Origin of the sequence: Kitasatospora acidiphila (assembly GCF_006636205.1) — a bacterium.
GTDB classification, from domain to species: Bacteria; Actinomycetota; Actinomycetes; order Streptomycetales; family Streptomycetaceae; genus Kitasatospora; species Kitasatospora acidiphila.
On the sequence record NZ_VIGB01000003.1, the window covers coordinates 3,124,246 to 3,150,000 of the forward strand.

The window sequence follows — 25,755 nt, forward strand, 5'->3', positions numbered from 1 at the left end:
CCGGTGCACGTCCGGCGACCGCCCTCCCCGGACTGTCAGTGGTACCCGGCACCATGGAGGACATGGCGGACCAGCAGCTCTCCCCCGACCCGCTGGCCGGCTTCGCGCCGGCCACCCGGGCCTGGTTCGAGGCCGCCTTCGACCGGCCCACCGCCGCCCAGGCCGGCGCCTGGGCCGCGATCCGCCGGCAGGCCGACGTCCTGGTGGTCGCCCCCACCGGCTCCGGCAAGACCCTCGCGGCCTTCCTCGCCGCCCTCGACCGGCTGAGCAGCACCCCGCCGCCGGCCGATCCGCGCCGCCGCCTCCGGGTGCTCTACGTCTCCCCGCTGAAGGCCCTCGCGGTGGACGTCGAGCGCAATCTGCGGGCCCCGCTGACCGGCCTGCGCCAGGCGGCGGTCCGGCTCGGCCTGCCGGAGCCGGAGGTGCAGGTCGGCATCCGTTCGGGTGATACGCCGGCCGCCGACCGCCGCCGCTTCCAGAGCCATCCGCCGGACATCCTGATCACCACGCCCGAGTCGCTCTTCCTGCTGCTCACCTCGGCCTCCCGGGAGGCGCTGCGCGGCATCGACACGGTGATCCTCGACGAGGTGCACGCGGTGGCCGGCACCAAGCGCGGCGCCCACCTGGCCCTCAGCCTGGAGCGGCTGGACCAGCTGCTGGAGCGCCCGGCCCGGCGGATCGGCCTGTCCGCCACGGTCCGGCCGGTGGACGAGGTGGCGAGGTTCCTCTCCCCGCAGCGCGGTGCCGTCGTCGTCCAGCCGCCCGCGGCCAAGGAGTTCGACCTCTCGGTGGTGGTCCCGGTCGCCGACCTGGGCGAGCTCTCCCCGGCCCCGGCCGCCGACGATCCTGCCCAGGCCGCCAGCATCTGGCCGCATGTCGAGGAGCGGATCGTCGATCTGGTCCAGGCCCACCGCTCCACCATCGTCTTCGCCAACTCCCGCCGGCTGGCCGAGCGGCTCTGCAACCGGCTGAACGAGATCGCCCACGAGCGCATCACCGGGTCGGCGTTGGCCGAGCAGCACGGCCCCGCCGAGTTGATGGGCGGCTCGGGCGCGGCCAAGGGCGCCGCACCGGTGCTGGCCCGGGCCCACCACGGCTCGGTCTCCAAGGAGCAGCGGTCGCTGGTGGAAGAGGAGTTGAAGGCCGGTCGACTGCCCGCCGTGGTCGCCACCTCCAGCCTGGAGCTGGGCATCGACATGGGCGCGGTCGACCTGGTGGTGCAGGTCGAGTCGCCGCCCTCGGTGGCCTCCGGGCTGCAGCGGGTCGGCCGGGCCGGGCACCAGGTGGGCGCGGTCTCCACCGGCGTGGTCTTCCCCAAGTACCGCGGCGACCTGGTGCAGTCCGCGGTGGTGACCGAGCGGATGCGGGCCGGCCGGATCGAGGCGCTGCGGGTCCCGCGCAACCCGCTGGACGTGCTGGCCCAGCAGCTTGTCGCGATCACCGCGTTGGACACCTGGGACGTGGACGAGCTGCTCGCGCTGGTCCGCCGGGCCGCCCCGTTCGCCACCCTGCCGCAGTCCGCCTTCGACTCGGTGCTGGACATGCTGGCCGGCCGCTACCCCTCGGACGCCTTCGCCGAGCTGCGCCCCCGCCTGGTCTGGGACCGGGTCGCCGGCACGGTCACGGGCCGGCCCGGCGCCCAGCGCCTGGCCGTCACCTCCGGCGGCACCATTCCGGACCGCGGCCTGTTCGGCGTCTTCATCGCCGGCGCCGACCCCAAGAAGGGCGGCGGCCGGGTCGGGGAGCTGGACGAGGAGATGGTCTACGAGTCCCGGGTGGGCGACGTCTTCACCCTGGGCACCAGCTCCTGGCGGATCCAGGAGATCACCCATGACAAGGTGCTGGTCACCCCGGCCCCGGGCGTGCCCGGCCGGCTGCCGTTCTGGAAGGGCGACTCGCTGGGGCGCCCGCTCGAACTCGGCCGGGCGCTGGGCGCGTTCGTCCGCGAGCTGGGCGGCCTGCCCGAGCCCGAGGCGAAGCAGCGGCTGCTCAGCGCGGGGCTGGACGACTGGGCGGCCGGCAACTTGCTCGGGTACCTGGCCGAGCAGCGCCAGGCGGCCGGCCATCTGCCGGACGACCGCACCATCGTGGTCGAGCGGTTCCGGGACGAGCTGGGCGACTGGCGGATCGTCGTCCACTCCCCGTTCGGCGCCCAGGTGCACGCCCCGTGGGCGCTGGCCCTGGGAGCCCGGCTGCGCGAGCGGCACGGCCTCGACCCGCAGGTGATGCACGGTGACGACGGCATCGTGCTGCGGCTCCCGGACGTCGATCTGCTGGCCGACTTCGACTTCGGCAGCCCCGGTCCGGACGCACCGGCGGCGGTCGACGAGGCGCCGGTCGGGGCCGACGCGGTGCTGTTCGACCCGGGCGAGATCGAGCAGCTGGTGACGGACCAGGTGGGCGGCTCCGCGCTGTTCGCCTCCCGGTTCCGCGAATGCGCCGGCCGCGCCCTGCTGCTGCCCCGCCGCAGCCCCGGCAAGCGCACCCCGCTCTGGCAGCAGCGCCAGCGGGCCGCCCAACTCCTTGAGGTGGCCAGCGAGTTCGGATCGTTCCCGATCGTGCTGGAGGCCGTCCGGGAGTGTCTGCAGGATGTCTTCGACCTGCCGGGCCTGGTCGAGCTGATGCGCGACCTGGAGTCCCGCGCCGTGCGGCTGGTCGAGGTCACCACCCCCGAGCCCTCGCCGTTCGCCCGCTCACTGCTCTTCGGCTATGTCGCCCAGTACCTCTACGAGGGCGACTCGCCGCTGGCCGAGCGCCGGGCCGCCGCCCTCGCCCTGGACTCCCGGCTGCTGGCCGAACTGCTCGGCCAGGCCGAGCTGCGCGAGCTGATCGACCCGGCGGTCCTGGCCGAGCTGGAGGCCGAGCTGCAGCGCCTCACCCCGGAGCGCCGGATCAAGGACGTCGAGGGGGTGGCCGACGCCCTGCGGCTGCTCGGCCCGCTCAGCACCGAGGAGTTGCTGGCCCGGGGCGCCGAGGCCGCCTGGCCGGCCGAGCTGCAGGCGGCCCGCCGGGCCATTCTGGTCAAGATCGTCGGCGAGCAGCGCTGGGCCGCGATCGAGGACGCCGGGCGGCTCAGCGACGCGCTCGGCACCCCGCTACCGGTCGGCATCCCCGAGGCCTTCACCGAGCCGGTCAAGGATCCGCTCGGCGACCTGCTGGCCCGGTTCGCCCGGACCAACGGGCCGTTCACCGCCCCGCAGGCGGCCGCCCGGTTCGGCCTGGGCAGCGCCGTGGTCGCCGGCACGCTGCAGCGGCTGACCGCCGCCGGGCGGCTGGTGCAGGGCGAGTTCCGCCCGGTGGAGGCCGGCGGCACCGGCGAGCCCGAGTGGTGCGACGCCGAGGTGCTGCGCCGGCTGCGGCGCCGCTCGCTGGCCGCACTGCGCCAGGAGGTGGAGGCGGTGCCGCCGCGGGCCCTGGCCGCCTTCCTGCCGCAGTGGCAGCACCTGAGCGGCCATCAGCTGCGCGGCGAGGACGGCTTGTACCGGGTGGTCGAGCAGCTGCAGGGCGCGGTGCTGCCGGCCTCCGCGCTGGAGCGGCTGATCCTGCCCGCCCGGCTGGCCGACTACCAACCCGGCCTGCTCGACAAGCTGATGCTGGCGGGCGAGATCGGCTGGACGGGGGCCGGCGCGCTGCCCGGCAAGGACGGCTGGATCAGCCTGCACCTGGCCGAGACCGCCGATCTGGTGCGCCCCGAGCCGCTCCCGTTCACCCGCACCCCGCTGCACGAGGCGCTGCTCTCCGCCCTGGCCAGCGGCTACGGTCTGCACTTCAAGCAGCTCGGCGCCCAGCTCCCGGACACCCCCGAGCCGGAGATCGTCGCCGCGCTGTGGGACTTGGTCTGGGCCGGCCTGGTCACCAACGACTCCCTGGCCCCGGTGCGGGCCCTGCTCGGCTCCGGCCGCACCCCCGGCTCCACCGCGCACCGCGCCCCGCGCTCGGTGCCGCGCGGCCGCTACGGCGGCCTGGCCCGGGTCTCGGCCCGGCTCCCGAGCGACCCCACCACGGGCGGCCGCTGGTCGCTGCTGCCCGAGCCGGCCGAGCCGACCGGCCGGGCCGCCGCCCAGGCGCAGGTGCTGCTGGACCGGCATGGGGTGCTGACCCGGGGCGCGGTGCAGGCAGAGCGGATCCCCGGCGGCTTCGCCGGCGTCTACCAGGTGCTCTCCGCCTTCGAGGAGCGCGGCCGGGCCCGCCGCGGCTATCTGGTCGAGGGACTGGGCGGTGCCCAGTTCGCGATGGACGGCGCCGCCGACCGGCTCCGCTCGGTCAACGGGCGGCTGGAGCGGGCGGCAGCCACCGAGTGGCCCGAGCGCGCCCCCGGCCCGGCCGACCGGCCGGCCGCCCAGCTGCTGGCGGCGGCCGACCCGGCCAACGCCTACGGTGCCGCGCTGCCCTGGCCCGAGCCGCCGGGCGAGCAGGCCACCGCGCACCGCCCCGGCCGCAAGGCGGGCGCCCTGGTGGTGCTGGTCGACGGCGAGCTGGTGCTGTACCTGGAGCGCGGCGGCAAGTCGCTGCTCTGCTGGACGCAGGACGCGCAGGTGCTGGCGGCGGCCGTGGGCGCGCTGGTGGACGGGGTGCGGCGGGGTCTGCTCAGCGGGCTCACGGTGGAGCGGACCAATGGCGAGCCCGCGCTGGGCTCAGCGCTCGGTGCCGTCCTGGAGGAGGCCGGCTTCCACGCCACTCCGCACGGGCTGCGGCTGCGCGGCTGACCGCCGGGCCGGCCCTCGAGCCCCGCTGTCGGAGTGCACCGGAAGCACCCCGAGGCCCCAGCCGCCGAGCGTGAGCAGGGCGAAGAACGCACCGGAGTCGTGCGACGGTCCGGCGGATATCAGATACACGACGAGCAATGAGCAGAGCGCCGCGCCGAGCAGCCAGACCATGCGGAACGTCCGGCCATGCCCAAGCGCCGACCGGCGACGGCTGCGCGGGCCTATTCGGCCCGCGCCCTCGGTGCCTCGGTGCACGCGCGGCTCCTTCTCCCGGCCCCCTGGATTCGTCAAGCAGAGCCTCATCAGACTGAAGCTCGTCAAGCGCTCAGGTCAGCAGCGCGAGTCAGGCAGCGACGACGTCCACAGCCGCGGCCTTCGGAGTGATCGTGCTCATCCGCTCACCCGGAGCAGGGAGCTGCACGGGCTCCAGCACCGGACGGAGCAGGTCGTCCTCGGAGAGGGCGGCCATCGCGGCAAGCTCGGCCAGCGACAGCTCGTCGCTCACCTCGCGCATGACCTCGGACATCCGGACGTCGAGTGCGTCGCAGATCGCGGAGAGCAGCTCGGAAGAGGCCTCCTTCTGCCCGCGCTCGACCTCGGAGAGGTATCCGAGCGAAACTCGTGCGGCGGCCGACACCTCGCGAAGTGTGCGGCCCTGGCGCTGGCGCTGCCGACGCAGCACGTCACCCAAGAGGCGACGGAGCAGGATCATCGGTTGCTCCCTCCTCGGACTGCGGATCGAGATGTCACGTCCCCACCGTACCGCCTTGCCCGCTTCCCGTGCGGGGACCGTGGTCGTGTTCACTCTGGGCTGCAAGCCTCTCCCCTCCCCTGTTGTTCCCACCCCGGACGGACGCACGCCCCTGGTTCCGAGAGGTTTCCCGGATTCGGCCTGTTCAGCCGTTGTTCAACTGACGCTTGCGGTGCCGCGGGCGTTCCCGACGGCCACCGCCTGCGCCAGAAAGAGCTCCAGAGCGCCGGCCACGGCCTTTCGTCGGATTGTGGCACGGTCTCCCGACAGCCGGGGCGATCTCACCAGAGTTCCCCCCGGACCGGCGAAACCCAGATGGACTGTGCCGACTGGCTGACCATTCTGTGCTTCCGGCCCCGCCACTCCGGTGGTCGCGAGGCCGTAGGTGGCACCGAGCAGCCGGCGCACTCCTTCGGCCATCTGCCGGGCCACCACCGGGTGCACCGGACCGTACACCGCGAGCAGTCCCTCGTCCACGCCCAGCAACTCGGCCTTCAGCTCGGTGGCGTAGGCGGTGACCGAGCCCCGGAAGGTCACCGAGGCGCCGGGCACGTCCACCAGCTGCGCCGCCAGCAGCCCACCGGTGAGCGACTCGGCCACCGCCAGGGTGGCGCCGAGCCCGCGCAGCTCGTGGTGGACTTGCTGAGCCAGCGGCAGGTACTCGGTCACTTCGCCTTCGCCTCCTCGGCCCGGGCCAGGCCCTCGCGGCGCAGCCGCACGGCTTGGCGCACGTAGTCGGCGCCACTGACCACCGTGAGCACCACGGCCAGCCCGATCAGCACCGCCCGACCGGTGGCCAGCCAGCCGGTCAGCGGCAGCACGTACATGCCGACCGCGACACCTTGGGTGAGTGTCTTCAGCTTGCCGCCCCGGCTGGCCGGGATCACGCTGTACCGGATCACCCAGAAGCGCATCAGGGTGATGCCCAGCTCCCTGGCCAGGATCACCGCGGTGATCCACCACGGCAAGTCGCCCAGCACGGAGAGCCCGATCAGCGCGGCGCCCATGATCGCCTTGTCCGCGATCGGGTCGGCGATCTTGCCGAAGTCGGTGACCAGGCCCTGCCGGCGGGCGATCTCCCCGTCGAACAGGTCGGTGATCATGGCGATCGCGAACGCCGCCCAGGCCACCGCCCGCCACTTGGGGTTGTGCCCGCCGTCGGCGAGCAGCAGCACCACGAAGACCGGCACCAGCGCCAGGCGCAGCATGGTCAGCTGGTTGGCGAGGTTCCACACCGAGGGCACCGCCGGCTTGGCGGCCCCCGGCTGGGCCGGGCGGGCCGCTGCCGGGCTGCCCGGCCCGCCGGTCATGCCGCGGCCGCCGGACGGACGGACTCGATCGCCTCGGCCACCAGGTCCACACCCTCGGACGCGATCACCCGGGCGCGGTAGAACTGGCCCACGACGGCATGCTCGGCGCCGACCAGGGTGGTCAGACCGTCGGTCTCCGGGGCCTGGTGGGCAGCGCGGCCGATGACCTCGCCATCCTCGAGGGCCTCGACCAGCACCTCGACCTCGGTGCCGATCCGCTGCTCGGCGCGCTGCGCGGTGAGCTCCTCGGCCAACCGGGTGAGCCGGGCCAGCCGGTCGGCCACCACGTCCTCGGGCAGCTTGCCTTCGAAGGTCGCGGCCTCGGTGCCGTCCTCGTCGGAGTAGCCGAAGACGCCGATCGCGTCCAGCCCGGCCTCGGTGATGAACCGTTCCAGCTCCGCGAAGTCCTCCTCGGTCTCACCGGGGAAGCCGACGATGAAGTTGGACCGGGCGCCCGCCTGCGGGGCCTTGTCCCGGATGGTCTTCAGCAGCTCCAGGAACTGGTCGGTGTTGCCGAACCGGCGCATCCGGCGCAGCACCGCCGGAGCCGAGTGCTGGAAGGAGAGGTCGAAGTACGGCACCACGTCGGCGGTGCCGGTCATCGCGTCGATCAGGCCGGGACGCATCTCGGCGGGCTGCAGGTAGCTGACCCGGACCCGCTCGATGCCGGCCACCGCCGCGATCTCGGTCAGCAGCGTCTCCAGGAGCCGGATGTCGCCCAGGTCCTTGCCGTAGGAGGTGTTGTTCTCGCTGACCAGGACCACCTCGCGGACGCCCTGCTCGGCCAGCCAGACCGCCTCGTTCAGCACGTCGGAGGGGCGGCGGGAGATGAACGAGCCGCGGAAGGCCGGGATCGCGCAGAACGAGCAGCGCCGGTCGCAGCCGGAGGCGAGCTTGATCGAGGCCACCGGGGAGTCGTCCAGCCGCTTGCGCAGGGTGCGCGGGCCGGAGGCCGGGGCCACGCCGTCGGGCAGGTCCTCCGGGGCGCCGTGCCCGGGCAGCGCGATCTCGGCCGCGGCGGCCTGCCGCTCGACCGGGGTCAACGGCAGCAGCTTGCGGCGGTCGCGCGGCAGGTGCGGCGCGTGGTGCCCGCCGGACAGGATGGTCTGCAGGCGGTCGCTGATGTTGGTGTAGTCGTCGAAGCCGAGCACGCCGTCGGCCTCGGGCAGGGCGTCGGCCAGCTCCTTGCCGTAGCGCTCGGCCATGCAGCCGACCGCGACCACGGCCTGGGTGCGGCCGTGCCCCTTGAGGTCGTTGGCCTCCAGCAGGGCATCCACCGAGTCCTTCTTGGCGGCCTCGACGAAGCCACAGGTGTTGACGACGGCGACATCGGCGTCACTCGCGTCGTCGACCAGCAGCCAGCCATCGGCCTCCAGCCGCCCGGCGAGTTCCTCGGAGTCGACCTCGTTGCGGGCGCATCCGAGCGTGACCAGTGCGACAGTACGGCGTTCAGGCATAGGGCCAAGATTAACGCGCGGCCCCCGGTGCCGTTTCCCCCGGAGGCCGCGCGGCGAACGATGGCCGACTCAGCCGGCCTGCGGGTCACCGGGCGTGTAGGTGAGGTGGACCACCTGGCCGTCCTTCCCGGCGGGCCCGAGATCCTTGCCGTTGACGTACAGATGGACGGCCGCCGCGTTGCCGATCACCAGCTTGATCTGCTTCGGATCGGTGAAGGTCTGGTCCTTGCCGTCGTCCAGATTGTTCTGGAACAGCGACTTGCCGTCGCCGTCCACCGCCGACACCCAGCTGCTGCCGCCCTCGCCGACCACCTTGACGGTGACCTTGTCGGCCGGGGCGGCGGCGATCGGCGCGGTGCTCGCGGGCGCGGGCGGCTGGACGGACGCGGTCGGCGCGGCGGGGGCCGAGCTGACCGCGCTGGGCAGCGGGGCACTGGCCGAGCCGGTCGCGGTCTTGGTGGACTTGCCGTTGATCAGGTTGAAGCCGATCAGCACGATCACCGCGACGATCGCCACCACCATCGCGGCGGTCCAGTTCGGCCGACCCTGGCCGATCTTTATCCGCTTGGCCTCCAGCGCCGCCACCGGGGCGAGCTGCACCGGCTCGGTGCCGTGGATGGCGTCGTACCGGGCCACCAGCTCGTCGTCGTCGGCGCCGACCGCGCGGGCCAGGGCGCGGAGGTGCCCGCGCGCGTAGAAATCGCCGCCGCAGCGGCTGAAGTCGTCCTCCTCGATGGCATGCACGATCGGCACCCGCACCCGGGTGGCGGTGCTCACCTCATCGACCGTCAGCCCGGCCGCCCGCCGTGCCTCGGCGAGCGTGCGCCCGATCGATGGGGCGTCGGCCGGGACACCGGGGCCGGGCGCGGTGTCAGCGGTGGAGGATCGGCTGTTGTCGCGGTGGGAGGACTTGCCGATGGTCACTGGGCACGCCTTTCGAGCGGAGGCCACCTGCTGGAAGAACAGTCTAGGGGTGCTGGCGAATCGTTTCTCAACCGGAGTTCGACCGAACGCGCACCCCGGGGCCACCGGGCACACGGTACTGACGGCCCATCAGGGCCCTACCCGCGCAGGGTGGCCAGTACCCCGTCCAGCTCGTCCGGCTTGACCAGCACGTCACGGGCCTTGGACCCCTCGCTGGGCCCCACGATGCCGCGCGACTCCATCAGGTCCATCAGCCGCCCCGCCTTGGCGAACCCGACCCGCAGCTTGCGCTGCAGCATCGAGGTCGAGCCGAACTGGGTGGAGACCACCAGTTCGGCGGCCTGGATCAGCAGGTCCAGGTCGTCCCCGATCTCCTCGTCGATCTCCTTCTTCGGTCCGCCGCCCACCGTCACGTCGTCCCGGTAGACGGCGGTCAGCTGGTCCTTGCAGTGCTGCACCACGGCGGCGATCTCGGCCTCGGTGACGAACGCGCCCTGCATCCGGACCGGCTTGGAGGCGCCCATCGGCAGGAAGAGCGCATCGCCCTTGCCGACCAGCTTCTCGGCGCCCGGCTGGTCCAGGATGACCCGGGAGTCGGCCATCGCCGAGGTGGCGAAGGCCAGCCGGGACGGCACATTGGCCTTGATCAGACCGGTCACCACGTCCACCGACGGCCGCTGGGTGGCGAGCACCAGGTGGATGCCGGCCGCGCGGGCCAACTGGGTGATCCGGACCACCGAGTCCTCGACGTCGCGCGGGGCGACCATCATCAGGTCGGCCAGCTCGTCGACGATCACCAGCAGGTACGGGTAGGGCGTCAGCTCCCGCTCGCTGCCCAGCGGCGGGGTCACGGTGCCGGCCCGCACCGCCGCGTTGAAGTCGTCCACGTGCCGGAAGCCGAAGGCCGCCAGGTCGTCGTAGCGCAGGTCCATCTCGCGGACCACCCACTGCAGCGCCTCGGCCGCCTTCTTCGGGTTGGTGATGATCGGCGTGATCAGGTGCGGGATGCCCTCGTAGGCGGTCAGTTCGACCCGCTTGGGGTCGACCAGGACCATCCGCACCTCGTCCGGGGTGGCCCGCATCAGCACCGAGGTGATCAGGCAGTTGATGCAGCTCGACTTGCCCGCGCCGGTGGCGCCGGCCACCAGGATGTGCGGCATCTTGGCCAGGTTGGCGAGCACCGTGTGGCCCTCGACGTCCTTGCCCATGCCGACCACCATCGGGTGGGTGTCCTCGGCGGCGCTGCGCGAGCGCAGCAGGTCGCCGAGGTTGACCATCTCCCGGTCCCGGTTGGGGATCTCGATGCCCACCGCGGACTTGCCCGGGATCGGGCTGATGATCCGCACGTCCGGGCTGGCCACCGCGTAGGCGATGTTCTTGCCCAGCGCGGTGATCCGCTCGACCTTCACGGCCGGGCCGAGCTCCACCTCGTAGCGGGTGACCGTCGGGCCGCGGGTGAAGCCGGTGACCTTGGCGTCCACCTTGAACTCGGCGAAGGTGGCGGTCAGCTGGGCGACCACCTCGTCGTTGAGGGCGCTGCGGGCCTTGGCCGGGCCGCCGCGCTCCAGCAGCTCCAGCGAAGGCAGCGCGTAGTCGCCGCCGGAAAGCAGCTGCAGCTGCTCCATCCGCTGCGGGGCGGCCGCGTGGTCGGCGGGCGCGGCCGGCTCGCCGCCGACGGGGGCCGCGGCGCGGGCGGTCGGCACCGCCGACTCCTCCGGGGGCGCGGTGCGGTCCTGCACCTGGTGCATGATGCTGGCCACCGCCGGCGAGGCGGGCACCCCGTGCAGCAGCGCGCCGTCCAGGTCGGCGGCCACCCCGGCGGCCAGGTCGCGGGTCTGGAACGGGTCCTTGACGAACATGTCGGGCACCGCCGGGGCGAGCTCGGGCTCGTCCACCTGCTTGCGCCGGCCGCGCTTGCGGCGCCGGGCCGCCACCTCGTCCTCGGGGGACTCGGGCCGCCCGCCGTCCACGGTGTACGGCAGTGCCTGCGGGTCCGCGTCCTCCGGCGGCTCGGTGGAGAGCTCCCGGTCGCCGGTGGCGTACTCCTGGCCGTACTCGTCGTAGTCGCCGTAGCCGTCGGCGGGCAGCGGCTCGGCCACGCCCAGCCGCACGAAGAGCAGCCGCAGCCGCTCCGGGATCTTGTTGACCGGGGTGGCGGTGACCACCAGCAGGCCGAAGAAGGTGAGCAGTAGCAGCAGCGGCACGGCCAGCGGCGGCCCGGCGGCGGCCATCAGCGGGGTGGAGACGCCCCAGCCGAGGATGCCACCGGACTCCCGCAGCCGGGCCGCGCCGTTCTGCATGCCGGGGGCACCGCAGCCGATGTGCACCAGCCCGAGCACCCCGATCACCAGCGTGCTCAGGCCGATGACGATCCGCCCGTTGGCCTCCGGCACCTCCGGATGCCGCATCAGCCGGATCGCGATGCCCGCCATCAGCAGCGGGACCAGCACACCGAGCCGGCCGAACAGCCCGCTCACCACCACGGTGGCCGCCGTGCCGAGCCAGCCCTGCGGGCTGAACCAGGTGCCGGCGCCGACCACCATGGCGAGCGCCAGCAGCAGCAGCGCCCGGCCGTCCTTGCGGTGCGCCGGGTGCAGGTTCTTGGCGCCGGTGCCGAAGCCGCGGAAGACCGTACCCACCCCGCCGGCCACCCCGCCCACGGCGCGGACCACCGGGTGCCGACGGCGCGGTGCCGAGGCCGGGGCCGGAGCGGGCTTGGGTGCGGCAGCCTTGCGGGCCTTCACGGGAGCCTTGGCAGCGGACTTCGCGGCAGGCTTGGCGGCGGGCTTGCGAGCGGCCGGCTTCCGCGCCGGAGCGGCCTTCTTCGCCGGACCCGAACTGGAGCTGCGTGCGTTGCCGGGCGTCCGTGTGGCCATGGACCAGAGCCTACCGGCGGCCTCCGGCCCGGGACACATGACCGACCGTCATGCCCCAGGGTGTGTCGCCTCCGCTCATCGACACACCGTCAGTCCCACCCGGTTCACTCGGTCGGCGGACCGAACGGCGGGACGTTGACGGCACGTCGGGTGACAGCGGCTCAGTCGACGACGGTGCCGGGCCGCAGCGCGTCCAGGGCGGCCCGCAGCGCGACCAGCTTGCGCTCCAGGTGGGCGGCGGTGGCGGCGGCCGCGGTCTCCGAGGAGTTGTCCAGTTGCTTGGTCAGCGTCTCGGCCTGCTCCTCCACCGAGGCCAGCCGGGCGCTGAGCTCGGCGAGCAGCGGCTCGGCGGAGTCGCCGCCGGACCCGTTGCTGCCCGCGGGGCCGTCCTCCAGCTGCAGGCGCAGCAGTGCCGCCTGCTCCTTGAGCTGGCAGTTCTTCATGTAGAGGTCGACGAAGACGGAGACCTTGGCGCGCAGCACCCACGGGTCGAACGGCTTCGAGATGTAGTCCACCGCACCGGCCGCGTAGCCGCGGAAGGTGTGGTGCGGGCCGTGGTTGATCGCGGTCAGGAAGATGATCGGAATGTCCCGGGTGCGCTCACGGCGCTTGATATGGGCGGCCGTCTCGAAGCCGTCCATGCCGGGCATCTGGACGTCCAGCAGGATCACCGCGAAGTCGTCGGTGAGCAGCGCCTTCAGCGCCTCCTCACCGGAAGCGGCCCGGACCAGCGTCTGGTCAAGGGCCGACAGGATCGCCTCCAGCGCGAGCAGGTTCTCCGCCCGGTCATCGACCAGGAGGATCTTCGCCTTCTGCACCACGACCCGCCCTCCTGCCGAATAGCCCGCCTGTTTCCCGCGCGCCGGCACTCGCGTGCCGCTCGCCACTGTCCCGGCCATGCTAGCCGCACCCCCTTGCCCAGCCGTATCGGATGCTCGTCACAGGCCACAGAAGGCACCTGCCGGCCCGGGAAACGCCGCTGCCGCCCCGCGCACCGTCGTCGTCCGGTTACTGTTCGCAACGATGAGTGACCCTAGCGGGTTCCCGGTCCGCCTCGCCAGTAAACGCCGGTGCCAAACCGCTAGCCGCGCGCCCCCAACCAGTGCCGCATCACACCGAGCAGGTGGTCGGTGTCCACCGGCTTGGTGACGTGGTCCGTGGCGCCCGCCTCGATGCTCTTCTCCTTGTCGCCCTTCATCGCCTTGGCGGTCAACGCGATGATCGGCAGCCCGGCGAACTGCGGCATCCGGCGGATCGCCTCGGTGGTCGCGTAGCCGTCCATCTCCGGCATCATGATGTCCATCAGCACCAGCGAGACGTTCTCGTGCTGCTCGAGCACCTCGATCCCCTCGCGGCCGTTCTCGGCGTACAGCACGGTGAGCCCGTACTGCTCCAGGACGCTGGTCAGCGCGAAGACATTGCGCACGTCGTCGTCGACGATCAGCACCTCCTCGCCGTCGAATCGGCCCTCGAACTCCGCGCTGGAGCCGGCCCGGGGCGCCGGCAGCTCCTCGACCCGGTTCGCCGGCGCCGGCTCGACCCGCTGCGGCAGCTCGGCCCGTTCGACCGGCGGCGCGGCCGGCTCCGACCGCTCGGCGGCCGCCCGGCGCCGCTGGGCCGCGCCGCGACGCCGCTCCAGCGCCAACTCCCGGACCTCCTGGGCCCACTGCTCCGCGGGGTTGTCCCCGACCGGTACCGGCTCACCGGTCGGAGTGACGCCGACCGAGGCCCGCAGCTGACCGCTCGCCGACGCCCCGCGCTCCGGCGAGGCGTCCGGCACCTCCTCCAGCAGCGGCAGGTAGAGGGTGAAGGTGCTGCCCCGGCCGAGCTCGCTCTGCGCGTGGATCTCGCCCCCGAGCAGCCGGGCGAGCTCCCGGCTGATCGACAGGCCCAGGCCGGTGCCGCCGTACTTGCGGCTGGTGGTGCCGTCGGCCTGCTTGAACGCTTCGAAGATCTCCCGCAGCTTGTCGTCGGGGATGCCGATCCCGGTGTCGGTCACCGAGAAGGCCACCAGCGGGGCGTCCGGGTCGTCGATCCGGCCCGACTCCAGCAACTGCTCCCGGATGTGCTGCGGCACCACCGGACCGGCCGGGCCGATCTCCAGGCGCACCGTGCCGGACTCGGTGAACTTCACCGCGTTGGACAGCAGGTTGCGCAGCACCTGCTGGAGCCGCTGCTCGTCGGTGTGCAGGGTGGCCGGCAGGTCGGGCGAGACGGCGACGGTGAACTCCAGGCCCTTCTCCGCGGTGAGCGGGCGGAACGCCGCCTCCACGTAGTCGGTCAGCTGCACCAGCGCGATCCGGGCCGGGCGCACGTCCATCTTCCCGGCCTCCACCTTGGAGAGGTCGAGGATGTCGTTGATCAGCTGCAGCAGGTCGGAGCCGGCGCCGTGGATGGTGTCGGCGAACTCCACCTGCTTGGACGAGAGGTTGCCCTCGTTGTTGTCGGAGAGCAGCTTGGCCAGGATCAGCAGCGAGTTGAGCGGGGTGCGCAGCTCGTGCGACATGTTGGCGAGGAACTCGCTCTTGTAGCGGTTGGCCTGGGCCAGCTGCTCGGCGCGCTCCTCCAGCACCCGGCGCGCCTCCTCGATCGCGCTGTTCTTGATCTCGATGTCGCGGTTCTGCTGGGCCAGTTGCTCGGCCTTCTCCTGCAGCTCCTCGTTGGTCCGCTCCAGCTCCTCCTGGCGGGCCTCCAACTCGGCGGAGCGCATGGACAGTTCGGCGGTCAGCCGCTGGGACTCCAGCAGCAGGCCCTCGGTCTTGGTGTTGACGCTGATGGTGTTGACGGTGACCCCGATCAGGTCGGCGACCTGAGTGAGGAAGTCCATCACCACACTGGTGAACGAGCTGAAGGTGGCCAGCTCGATCACACCGAGCAGCCGGCCCTCGAAGAGCACCGGCAGCACCACCACGTGGGCGGGCTGGGACTCGCCGAGCGCGGAGGAGATCCGCAGGTAGCCGGGGGGCGCCTCGGTCAGGCTGATCGGGCGCTTCTCGATCGCGGCCTGGCCGACCAGCGACTCGCCGGGACGGAAGGTGGTCGGCATCGACCGGCGCTGGTAGCCGTAGGAGCCGATCAGCCGCAGCACGGTGTCGGCCTCGTCATCGTCCTCGGTGACCATCTCCGAGGAGCGGCCGGCCGGTTGGGCCAGGAAGAACGCGCCGTGCTGGGCGGAGACCGCCGGGGTCAGCTCGCTCATGATCAGCGAGGCCACCGCCTCCAAGTCCCGCCGGCCCTGCAGCAGGCCGGAGAACCGGGCGATGTTGGTCTTGTGCCAGTCCTGCTCCTGGTTGGTCCGGGTGGTCTCGCGCAGGTTGGCGATCATCTGGTTGATGTTGTCCTTGAGCTCGTCGATCTCGCCGGAGGCGTCGACGTCGATGCGCAGGGACAGGTCACCGCGGGTCACGGCGGTCGCCACCTGGGCGATCGCGCGCACCTGCCGGGTCAGGTTGTTGGCCAGCTCGTTCACCGACTCGGTGAGGTCCTGCCAGGTGCCGTCCACCCCGGGCACCCGGGCGATGCCGCCGAGCCGTCCGTCGGTGCCCACCTCGCGGGCCACTCGGGTCACCTCGTCGGCGAACGCGCTCAGCTGGTCGACCATGGTGTTGATGCTGGTCTTGAGCTCCAGGATCTCGCCCCGGGCGTCGACGTCGATCTTCTGCGAGAGGTCGCCGCGGGCCACCGCGGTGATCACCAGGGCGATGTTGCGCACCTGCCCGGTGAGGTTGTTGGCCATCTGGTTGACGTTGTCGGTGAGGTCCTTCCAGATGCCGGCCACGCCCGGCACGTCCGCCTGGCCGCCCAGGATGCCGTCGGTGCCCACCTCGCGGGCCACCCTGGTCACCTGGACGGCGAAGGCGCTCAGCTGGTCGACCATCGTGTTCAGGGTGCCGGCCAGGGCGGCGACCTCGCCCTGGGCCTCGATGGTGATCTTCTTGGAGAGGTCACCGCGGGCCACCGCGGTGGCCACCTCGGCGATGTTGCGGACCTGGCTGGTCAGGTTGGACGCCATGAAGTTGACGTTGTCGGTCAGGTCCTTCCAGATGCCCGAGACCCCGCGCACCCGGGCCTGGCCGCCGAGGATGCCCTCGGTGCCCACCTCGCGGGCGACCCGGGTGACCTCGTCGGCGAAGGCGCTCAGCTGGTCGACCATGGTGTTGACGGTGGTGACCAGCTCCAGGATCTCGCCGCGCGCGTCGACGGTGATCTTCTTGGAGACGTCGCCCTTGGCCACCGCCGTGGTGACCTCGGCGATGTTGCGCACCTGACTGGTCAGGTTGGACGCCATGAAGTTGACGCTGTTGGTCAGGTCCTTCCAGGTGCCGGAGACGCCGGGCACGGTGGCCTGACCACCCAGGATGCCCTCGGTGCCGACGTCCCGCGCCACTCTGGTCACCTCGTCGGCGAACGAACCGAGCTGGTCGACCATGGTGTTGATGGTGTTCTTCAGCTCCAGGATCTCGCCCCGGGCATCCACCTGGATCTTCTGCGACAGATCACCCCGCGCCACCGCCGTGGTCACCTGAGCGATGTTCCGCACCTGATCCGTCAGATTGTTGGCCATGAAATTCACCGAATCGGTGAGATCACGCCACACACCCGCGACACCCGGCACCTGCGCCTGACCACCCAGCCGACCCTCGGTACCCACGTCCCGGGCCACCCTGGTCACCTGCGCGGCAAAGGCCGAGAGCTGGTCGACCATGGTGTTGATGGTGTTCTTCAGCTCCAGGATCTCGCCCCGGGCATCCACCTGGATCTTCTGCGACAGATCACCCCGCGCCACCGCCGTGGTCACCTGAGCGATGTTCCGCACCTGATCCGTCAGATTGTTGGCCATGAAATTCACCGAATCGGTGAGATCACGCCACACACCCGCGACACCCGGCACCTGCGCCTGACCACCCAGCCGACCCTCGGTACCCACCTCGCGGGCCACCCTGGTCACCTGCGCGGCAAAGGAGTTCAGCTGGTCCACCATCGTGTTGACGGTGTTCTTCAGCTCCAGCATCTCGCCGGCCACGTCGACCGTGACCTTGCGGGACAGATCGCCCTTGGCCACCGCCGTGGTCACTTCGGCGATGTTGCGCACCTGGGCGGTGAGCCGGCCCGCCATGGTGTTGACCGAGTCGGCCAGGTCCTTCCAGCTGCCGGACATCGAACGCACCCGGGCCTGACCGCCCAGCTTGCCCTCGGTGCCCACCTCGATCGCCACCCGGGTCACCTCGTCGGTGAACTCCGAGAGCTGGTCGACCAGGCTGTTCACGGTCCGGCCGACCTTGAGGAACTCCCCGCGCAGCGGCTGGCTGCCGCCGTCCGGCAGGGTCGAGCGCAGCTCCATCCGCTGGTCCAGGTCGCCCTCGGCGATCGACGACAGCACCCGGCCCACCTCGGCCATCGGGCGGGCCAGGTCGTCGATCAGCGCATTGCAGTTGTCCACCGCCGAGGCCCAGGCGCCCTCACCGGCACCGCTCTCCAGCCGAGCGGTCAGCCGGCCCTCGCGGCCCACCGCGCGCCGCACCCGGGACAGCTCGCCGGTGAGGTGCTGGTTGCGCTCGGCGACCTCGTTGAACACCGCCGCGATCTCGGCCACCAGGCCGTCACCGGGCACGGTCAGCCGGCGGCGGAAGTTTCCGTCGCGCATCGCGGTCAGCGCCCCGAGCAGCTTGCGCAGCTCGGCGGGCTCCGCTCCGCGGCTGTGTGCCGCGCGCCGACTCGCACCGCTGCGTGGTGCGGTGGTCGACCGTGCGCCACGGGCACCCGGCGCGCTCTTCTGTCCGGTGGCGCTCTGCCCGGCAGCGTCCTTGGTGGCCGAACTCAACGGGACCCTCCCACGTCGCAACTGGCTGGTGTCCGCCGCCCGGCGTCCAGCTTCGGACTCGGGCGGATCCCCCAGTCTGACAGTACCGACCGACGTTGTTGACCCGCTTGCGAGTCCTCTCATCATTGTGAGAGGCCTGTGGTGGGCAGAATCACCCTCGAGTGCCCGTTTCGGTCACCCTTGCCCACGGGGAAGCCGTCCGGAAAGTAGGGTGGAGCGCTGCACTTCGCCCTGGCCCGATCCACCCGGGAAACGCCCACCCACCCATGGGGGCCCCGCCCAGCCGAACGCTGGGGGAGGCACCAGGCGCCGAGCAGCTACCCGACGCAGAGGAGAAGCAGCCCGTGGTCACCGCGCGCGCAGCCGCCACCTTCGAGCCCGACGGCCGGTCGGCTTCGGCCGCGCGCGGATTCGTCCGGGACGCCCTGCTGGGCTGGGGTCTGCCCGAGGTGGTCGACGATGCGATCGTCCTGGTCAGCGAACTGGTCACGAACGCCGTGGTGCACGCGGGCACCGCCGCCGAGGTGAGCTGCCTGCGCGAGGAGGACTCCGTCCAGATCGGTGTCACCGACCACCATCCGGAACGCGGCCTGCCGACCCTGGCCGCCGGATCGGCCGACGAACCGGCCTCCGAGCACTCGGAGCACTTCGCGGACGCCGAGGGCGAGGGCGGGCGCGGCCTGCTCATGTGTTCGGCGCTGTCCAGCCGCTGGGGCGTGGAGTACGCCGCCGGGCAGAAGACCGTCTGGTTCCGGCTTCCGCTGCAACGCGCGCTCCCCGGAACCCGGTTCGCGCTCCCCCAGGCGCCCGGCGAGGTGCTGCCCAGCACCGACGGGCCGGTGCTGGTCGCCGTCGCCCAGCTGGACTCCGAGGGCCTGGTCCGCAGTTGGAACGCCGACGCCGAAGAGCTGTTCCGCCGCCCGGCCGCCGAAGCCGTCGGGCGGGCCTGGGCGGAGCTGGTGGTCTGGCCGCAGAGCCCGGCCGGACCGCTGGAGGCGGCGCTTCGACTGGCCCGCTGGGAGGGCGTGTTCGGGGTCCGCCGCGCCGACCAGCGCACCATCGAGGTCTACGGCTGCCAGGTCCGGGTGCTGGATCCCACCGGAGCACCCGCCACCCTCTGCCTGATGGTCCGCGAGCGCGACCGCGCCGTGCTGCGCAGCCCCGACCGCCAGGCCCCGGCCGGCCCCGCGCTCGGCGGCCTCGAACCGCTGGACCTGCTGCCCGAAGGCGTCTGGGCGGACGACCTGTCGGGGCTGCTGCAGCAGACCGTGGAGCGGGCCCGAGATCTGCTCGACGGCGATGCCTCCTACCTGCTGCTGGCCACCGAGGACGAGACCGAGTTCGAGGTCCGGGCCGCCACCGGACTCGCGGCCGAGCGCACCAAGAACGTCCGGCTCCCGATCGACTCCAGCCAGTCCCGCTACGACTCCGCCCGGCTGCCCGCCGTCCACGACGACCTGACGACGCGCCCGCACAGCGCCCCGCTGCTGATCGGCAGCGGGCTGCGCTCGCTGATCACCGTGCCGCTCAAGGTGGAGGGCCGGCTGATCGGCTCGCTCGGGGTGGCCGCGAGGCGAACCGCCCAGTACGACAACGACCATGCGCTGCGCCTGCAGTTCGCCGCCGACCGGATCGCCCTCACCGTGGAGAACGCCCGGCTCGCCGAGCGGGAACGGCTGCGGCGCGGCGCCCTCTCCTTCCTGGTCGAGGCCTCCGACCTGCTGGCCGGCACCCTGGAGCACCAGCAGACGCTGGCCCTGATGGCGCAGATGGCGGTGCCCACCCTGGCCTCCTGGTGCGCCGTCTACACGCTGGCCGAGCGCAGCGAGTTCGCCGAACTCGCCTTCGTGCTGCACGAGGAGGAGGACCGGATCGACCCGCTGCGGGCGCTGCTGCGCCGCACCCCGGCGGCGGCCCGGATCACCGCCGACGGCACCGCGTTCTGGACCGGCCCGGCCGAGGCGGCGACCGCGGCCGAGCCCGCCGGCCTGATCGGCGAGACGGTGGTGCTGCCGCTGTCCGCCCGCAACCGCACGATCGGGCTGCTGGTCCTCGGCACCCGGGCCGGGGTGTCGTTCCGCCAGGAGACCGTGGAACTGGCCGAGGACCTCTCCCGGCGCGGAGCGCTGGCGATGGACAACTCCCGCCTCTACTCCGAGCGCAGCGCCACCAGCCAGGCGCTGCAGCGCAGCCTGCTGCCGCCGGAACTGCCGAAGATCCCAGGGGTCGAGGTGGAGGTCTTCTACCAGGCCGCCGGCGAGGGCAACGAGGTCGGCGGCGACTTCTACGACCTGTTCGCGATCCGCGAAGGCACCTACGGCTTCGCGATCGGCGACGTCTGCGGCACCGGGCCGCAGGCCGCGTCGGTGACCGGGTTGGCCCGCAACTCGCTGCGGCTGCTGGCCCGCGAGGGCCTGGACGCGCCCCAGGTGCTGAGCCGACTCAACCGGGCGATCCTCGACGAGGGCGACCGGGGCCGCTTCCTCACCCTGCTCTACGGGGAGTTGACGCCACTGCCCGACGGCCGGGCCGAACTCGACCTGGTCTGCGCCGGCCACCCGCTGCCGCTGCGCCTGCGCCCCGACGGCCAGGTGACGGCGGCGGCCACCTCGCAGCCGCTGCTCGGGGTGATGGAGCCGCTGGAGCTCACGGTCGAACGGGTGGTGCTGGAGCCGGGCGAGGTGCTGCTCTGCGTGACCGACGGGGTGACCGAGCGGCGCGAGGGGATGCGGATGCTCGGCGAGGACGGGCTGGCCGAGGTGCTCACCGGCTGTACCGGGCTCACAGCGGGAGCGGTGGCGGCCCGGGTGCAGCGCGCGGTGGAGCGGTTCGCCCCGGAGCCGCCGTGCGACGACATGGCGATCATCGCCCTGCGGCTGCCGGCCCAGCGGCAGGGCTGAGCCCGCAGCTGAGACACGGTCCGGCGCACCGCCGGGCCGATCACGGCCCAGGCTCGATCAGCTGACGAACCGACAAATTCTGGCATTCACAAGGGTACAAGCGCCGTCACCCCGGGTAGAGACCTGCTGACCGGGATTCCTCCCCGGTACCAGTGGTCCCCGCAGTCGTACTGCCCGGACGCCCCGACGGCCGACGCTTCGCCGCCACCGTCGGCAACCACCCCCAACTCCCCCGCACCCACGGCCCTTCCGGGCACCGCCATGCCCAAATGGGTGCGTATACGAGCGATATCGGCACACCCATGAAAGGAGCCTCCGGTGAGCAGTGACGCCTCCGGGGCCAACGCCCGATCCGCTTCCCTCGACGCGGGTCCTCTCGGATACCTCGCACTCGGCCTGACCCTTCTCGCCTTCGGCCTGCTGCAGACCGGGGTCCTGCACCACACCGGCGTCGCCGATGCCGCCGGGCTCGCCCATGTGGTCGGCGGGATCGCGCTGTTCGTCGCCGGCCTGTGGCAGTTCCGCTCCGGCGACACCTTCTCCGGCACCGCCTTCGCCGGGCTCGGCGCCTTCTGGGCGGCCTGGTCGATGGGCGCCGGCTCGGGGATGCACGGCAAGAACGCGGCGGGGCTCTTCCTGATGCTCTGGGCACTACTGGCGATCACGCTGGCGGCGGCCGGTTGGCAGTCCGGGATGTTCAGCCGCGGTGTGTACGGCCTGCTGGCAGTCGCCCTGCTGCTGGACGCGATCGGCACCCTCGGCAGTGCGGGCTGGCTGGTCAAGCTGGCCGGCTGGGTCGCCGCGGCCGCCGGGCTGATCAGCTGGTACTGGGCCACCGCCGCGCTGGCCAACAGCGGCTGGGGCCGGGCGGTACTGCCGGTCAAGTGAGGTAGCGCGTCCTGGGCTCGGCGGGCAGCGCCTGCCGGGCCCAGGACGGTTCAGCGCGGCACCAGTTCGGGCGTCTGCGCGCACTGCCCGGCCCGCGCCGCCCTGCGTCGCCGCCAACGGCCCGCGCCGTACTGCGCCGCGTAGGCGAGCATCAGCAGCCAGAGGGCGACGATGCCGTCGGCCCAGAAGTGATTGGCCGTCACCACCACGACGGTGATGGTCAGCAGCGGGTGCAGCAGGATCAGCCAGCGCCAGGCGGACTTGGACACCGCGATCACCGCGACCGCCACCAGCACGCACCACGCCACATGCACCGAGGGCATCGCCGACAGCTCGTCCGCGTGCATCCCGCCGACGCCCGCGGTGTAGACGGACTGGCCGTACTGCGCCGCGACATCGACGAAGCCGCGGTCGGTCAGCATCCGGGGTGGCGCCACCGGGACGAACTGGATCAGCAGACAGCTCGCGGTGACCAGCACCACCGTGGTCCGCACCCACGGATAGCGGGCCCGGTGCCGGAGGAAGAGCCAGATGAGCGTCGCGATCATCACGCCGAAGTGCATGACCGCGTAGTAGTAGTCGGCCAGCCGGATCAGCACCGGGTGCGGCGTCACCGCCCGCTGCCAGGACGCCTCGTCGGGCAGGCCCAGCCTCAGCTCGGTGCGATGGATCCATTCGGCGCGGTCCAGCGCGTGCTCCGTGGACATCAGCGAGAGCTGGCCGACCAGTTGCCAGAGCGCGAACAGGGCCAGCAGGGTGCCGGCCTCGCGGAGGACGGAGATCAGGGTCGTCCTGGCCGGCCGCAACCGGTGCACGGCGTAGGCGGCTCCGAGGAGCAGCGCCCCGGCGGTACCGGCGCTCTGCCATGACAGGGTCAGGTTCTGCAACGCCGTGCGCCTCTCCGCCGAACTGTCCGAGCTATCCAAGCTGTAGTGCCGGCTGAGAGGGTAGCGCGCGAGGCCGAAACGCGAAGAAGCCCCCACCGCTGTGTTTGATTAAACACAGTCCCGGTGGGGGCTTCTTCTGAAGAATTGTTCGGCGGCGTCCTACTCTCCCACAGGGTCCCCCCTGCAGTACCATCGGCGCTGTAAGGCTTAGCTTCCGGGTTCGGAATGTAACCGGGCGTTTCCCTCACGCTATGACCACCGAAACACTATGAAACTATCGGCCGCACCACCGCCTATGCGGTGGGGTCGTTGTTTCAGAACAACACAGTGGACGCGAGCAACTGAGGACAAGCCCTCGGCCTATTAGTACCGGTCAGCTCCACCCCTCACAGGGCTTCCACATCCGGCCTATCAACCCAGTCGTCTACTGGGAGCCTTACCCTCTCAAGGAGGTGGGAGTGCTCATCTCGAAGCAGGCTTCCCGCTTAGATGCTTTCAGCGGTTATCCCTCCCGAACGTAGCCAACCAGCCATGCCCTTGGCAGAACAACTGGCACACCAGAGGTTCGTCCGTCCCGGTCCTCTCGTACTAGGGACAGCCCTTCTCAACACTCCTACGCGCACAGCGGATAGGGACCGAACTGTCTCACGACGTTCTAAACCCAGCTCGCGTACCGCTTTAATGGGCGAACAGCCCAACCCTTGGGACCTACTCCAGCCCCAGGATGCGACGAGCCGACATCGAGGTGCCAAACCATCCCGTCGATATGGACTCTTGGGGAAGATCAGCCTGTTATCCCCGGGGTACCTTTTATCCGTTGAGCGACGGCGCTTCCACAAGCCACCGCCGGATCACTAGTCCCTGCTTTCGCACCTGCTCGACCCGTCGGTCTCACAGTCAAGCTCCCTTGTGCACTTACACTCAACACCTGATTGCCAACCAGGCTGAGGGAACCTTTGGGCGCCTCCGTTACCCTTTAGGAGGCAACCGCCCCAGTTAAACTACCCACCAGACACTGTCCCTGATCCGGATCACGGACCCAGGTTAGACATCCAGCACGACCAGAGTGGTATTTCAACGGCGACTCCACAACAACTGGCGTTGCTGCTTCACAGTCTCCCACCTATCCTACACAAGCCGAACCGAACACCAATATCAAGCTATAGTAAAGGTCCCGGGGTCTTTCCGTCCTGCTGCGCGAAACGAGCATCTTTACTCGTAATGCAATTTCACCGGGCCTATGGTTGAGACAGTCGAGAAGTCGTTACGCCATTCGTGCAGGTCGGAACTTACCCGACAAGGAATTTCGCTACCTTAGGATGGTTATAGTTACCACCGCCGTTTACTGGCGCTTAAGTTCTCAGCTTCGCCCCGACGAATCAGAGCTAACCGGTCCCCTTAACGTTCCAGCACCGGGCAGGCGTCAGTCCGTATACATCGCCTTACGGCTTCGCACGGACCTGTGTTTTTAGTAAACAGTCGCTTCTCGCTGGTCTCTGCGGCCACCCCCAGCTCAGGCAGCAAGTGCCATCACCAGGAGGGGCCCCCCTTCTCCCGAAGTTACGGGGGCATTTTGCCGAGTTCCTTAACCATAGTTCACCCGAACGCCTCGGTATTCTCTACCTGACCACCTGAGTCGGTTTGGGGTACGGGCCGCCATGAAACTCGCTAGAGGCTTTTCTCGACAGCATAGGATCATCCACTTCACCACAATCGGCTCGGCATCAGGTCTCAGGCACATGTCGCGCGGATTTGCCTACGCAACGCCCTACACCCTTACCCCGGGACAACCACCGCCCGGGCTGGACTACCTTCCTGCGTCACCCCATCGCTCAGCTACTACCCTGTTGGACCGGCGGCTCCACCACTCCCCTTTGTCCGAAGACTCCGGGGCGGCTTCACGGCCTTAGCATTCAGAGGTTCGCCGTTGGCGCTTCAAAGCGGGTACGGGAATATCAACCCGTTGTCCATCGACTACGCCTGTCGGCCTCGCCTTAGGTCCCGACTTACCCTGGGCAGATCAGCTTGACCCAGGAACCCTTGGTCAATCGGCGCAAGAGTTTCCCACTCTTGTATCGCTACTCATGCCTGCATTCTCACTCGTATACCGTCCACGACTCGATTCCTCGGCCGCTTCACCCGGCACACGACGCTCCCCTACCCATCCACAGCGCCGTTGGGCGTATTCTGTGAATGACACGACTTCGGTGGTGTACTTGAGCCCCGCTACATTGTCGGCGCGGAATCACTTGACCAGTGAGCTATTACGCACTCTTTCAAGGGTGGCTGCTTCTAAGCCAACCTCCTGGTTGTCTCTGCGACTCCACATCCTTTCCCACTTAGCACACGCTTAGGGACCTTAGTCGGTGTTCTGGGCTGTTTCCCTCTCGACCATGGAGCTTATCCCCCACAGTCTCACTGCCGCGCTCTCACTTACCGGCATTCGGAGTTTGGCTAAGGTCAGTAACCCGGTGAGGCCCATCGCCTATCCAGTGCTCTACCTCCGGCAAGAAACACGCGACGCTGCACCTAAATGCATTTCGGGGAGAACCAGCTATCACGGAGTTTGATTGGCCTTTCACCCCTAACCACAGGTCATCCCCCAGGTTTTCAACCCTGGTGGGTTCGGTCCTCCACACGGTCTTACCCGCGCTTCAACCTGCCCATGGCTAGATCACTCCGCTTCGGGTCTTGGGCATGCAACTGTATCGCCCTATTCGGACTCGCTTTCGCTACGGCTACCCCACACGGGTTAACCTCGCTACACACCGCAAACTCGCAGGCTCATTCTTCAAAAGGCACGCAGTCACGGCTGGCCGGCAAGCCGACCAACGACGCTCCCACGGCTTGTAGGCACACGGTTTCAGGTACTATTTCACTCCGCTCCCGCGGTACTTTTCACCATTCCCTCACGGTACTATCCGCTATCGGTCACCAGGGAATATTTAGGCTTAGCGGGTGGTCCCGCCAGATTCACACGGGATTTCTCGGGCCCCGTGCTACTTGGGTGTTCTTCAAGCGAGCCGTACAGATTTCGTCTACGGGGGTCTTACCCTCTACGCCGGACCTTTCGCATGTCCTTCGACTACCCATACGGTTTCTGACTCGCCGACCGGCCGGCAGACCGATCAAGAAAAATCCCACGACCCCTCAAGCGCAACCCCTGCCGGGTCTCACACGCTCAAGGTTTAGCCTCATCCGGTTTCGCTCGCCACTACTCCCGGAATCACGGTTG

Annotated in this window: 12 protein-coding genes and 2 rRNA genes (1 of these 14 only partly in view); 3 read left to right on the forward strand and 11 right to left on the reverse strand. The window is 70.6% G+C overall.

Annotated features, from left to right (window positions below; all coding sequences use genetic code 11):
• Positions 1 to 53: 53 nt before the first annotated feature.
• Positions 54 to 4,706: an ATP-dependent helicase gene (locus E6W39_RS14760; protein WP_407658388.1), complete on the forward strand. Its 4,653-nt coding sequence runs from the start codon at positions 54 to 56 to the stop codon at positions 4,704 to 4,706.
• Positions 4,707 to 5,049: 343 nt separating this feature from the next.
• Here the strand turns inward: E6W39_RS14760 and E6W39_RS14765 are convergent, their stop codons facing one another.
• The 8 genes from E6W39_RS14765 to E6W39_RS14800 all read right to left on the reverse strand — a co-directional run bounded on the left by E6W39_RS14765 (position 5,050) and on the right by E6W39_RS14800 (position 17,668).
• Positions 5,050 to 5,418 (reverse strand): helix-turn-helix domain-containing protein, encoded by a 369-nt coding sequence (locus E6W39_RS14765; RefSeq protein WP_101382402.1) that lies wholly within the window; start codon positions 5,416 to 5,418, stop codon positions 5,050 to 5,052.
• Between the two features lie 195 nt (positions 5,419 to 5,613).
• On the reverse strand, positions 5,614 to 6,126 hold the full coding sequence (locus E6W39_RS14770; RefSeq protein ID WP_228718161.1) for a CinA family protein: 513 nt from the start codon (positions 6,124 to 6,126) through the stop codon (positions 5,614 to 5,616).
• Positions 6,123 to 6,767, reverse strand: a complete 645-nt coding sequence (gene pgsA / locus E6W39_RS14775; protein WP_101382401.1) for a CDP-diacylglycerol--glycerol-3-phosphate 3-phosphatidyltransferase — start codon at positions 6,765 to 6,767, stop codon at positions 6,123 to 6,125. The genes E6W39_RS14770 and pgsA overlap by 4 nt, the downstream gene beginning before the upstream one ends.
• Positions 6,764 to 8,224: a 30S ribosomal protein S12 methylthiotransferase RimO gene (gene rimO, locus E6W39_RS14780; RefSeq protein WP_141633937.1), complete on the reverse strand. Its 1,461-nt coding sequence runs from the start codon at positions 8,222 to 8,224 to the stop codon at positions 6,764 to 6,766. The genes pgsA and rimO overlap by 4 nt, the downstream gene beginning before the upstream one ends.
• Before the next feature lie 69 nt (positions 8,225 to 8,293).
• Entirely contained in the window at positions 8,294 to 9,148 is an 855-nt protein-coding gene (locus tag E6W39_RS14785; protein WP_228718162.1) for a helix-turn-helix domain-containing protein, read from the reverse strand.
• A gap of 137 nt (positions 9,149 to 9,285) precedes the next feature.
• Positions 9,286 to 12,024 carry a DNA translocase FtsK gene (locus tag E6W39_RS14790; protein WP_141633939.1) on the reverse strand — a complete coding sequence of 913 codons (2,739 nt, stop codon included), beginning with the start codon at positions 12,022 to 12,024 and terminating at the stop codon, positions 9,286 to 9,288.
• A 161-nt stretch (positions 12,025 to 12,185) separates the two neighbouring features.
• Entirely contained in the window at positions 12,186 to 12,845 is a 660-nt protein-coding gene (locus E6W39_RS14795) for a response regulator (RefSeq protein WP_101382397.1), read from the reverse strand.
• A 260-nt stretch (positions 12,846 to 13,105) separates the two neighbouring features.
• Positions 13,106 to 17,668, reverse strand: coding sequence for a HAMP domain-containing protein (locus E6W39_RS14800; RefSeq protein WP_181799694.1), 4,563 nt, complete (start codon positions 17,666 to 17,668; stop codon positions 13,106 to 13,108).
• A 443-nt stretch (positions 17,669 to 18,111) separates the two neighbouring features.
• On the opposite strand from E6W39_RS14800, the gene E6W39_RS14805 reads away from it, so the two are divergent.
• Positions 18,112 to 20,745 (forward strand): SpoIIE family protein phosphatase, encoded by a 2,634-nt coding sequence (locus E6W39_RS14805; protein WP_141633940.1) that lies wholly within the window; start codon positions 18,112 to 18,114, stop codon positions 20,743 to 20,745.
• Positions 20,746 to 21,063: 318 nt separating this feature from the next.
• Positions 21,064 to 21,633, forward strand: a complete 570-nt coding sequence (locus E6W39_RS14810; RefSeq protein ID WP_141633941.1) for an acetate uptake transporter — start codon at positions 21,064 to 21,066, stop codon at positions 21,631 to 21,633.
• Between the two features lie 50 nt (positions 21,634 to 21,683).
• On the opposite strand, the gene E6W39_RS14815 is transcribed toward E6W39_RS14810, so the two are convergent.
• The 3 genes from E6W39_RS14815 to E6W39_RS14825 form a co-directional block, all read right to left on the reverse strand.
• The gene (locus E6W39_RS14815; protein WP_141633942.1) at positions 21,684 to 22,520 is read right to left on the reverse strand and encodes a phosphatase PAP2 family protein; all 837 of its coding nucleotides are present in this window, start codon (positions 22,518 to 22,520) and stop codon (positions 21,684 to 21,686) included.
• Between the two features lie 146 nt (positions 22,521 to 22,666).
• Positions 22,667 to 22,783, reverse strand: a 5S ribosomal RNA gene (gene rrf, locus E6W39_RS14820).
• 80 nt (positions 22,784 to 22,863) lie between these two features.
• Positions 22,864 to 25,755, reverse strand: a 23S ribosomal RNA gene (locus E6W39_RS14825) (it continues 227 nt past the right edge of the window).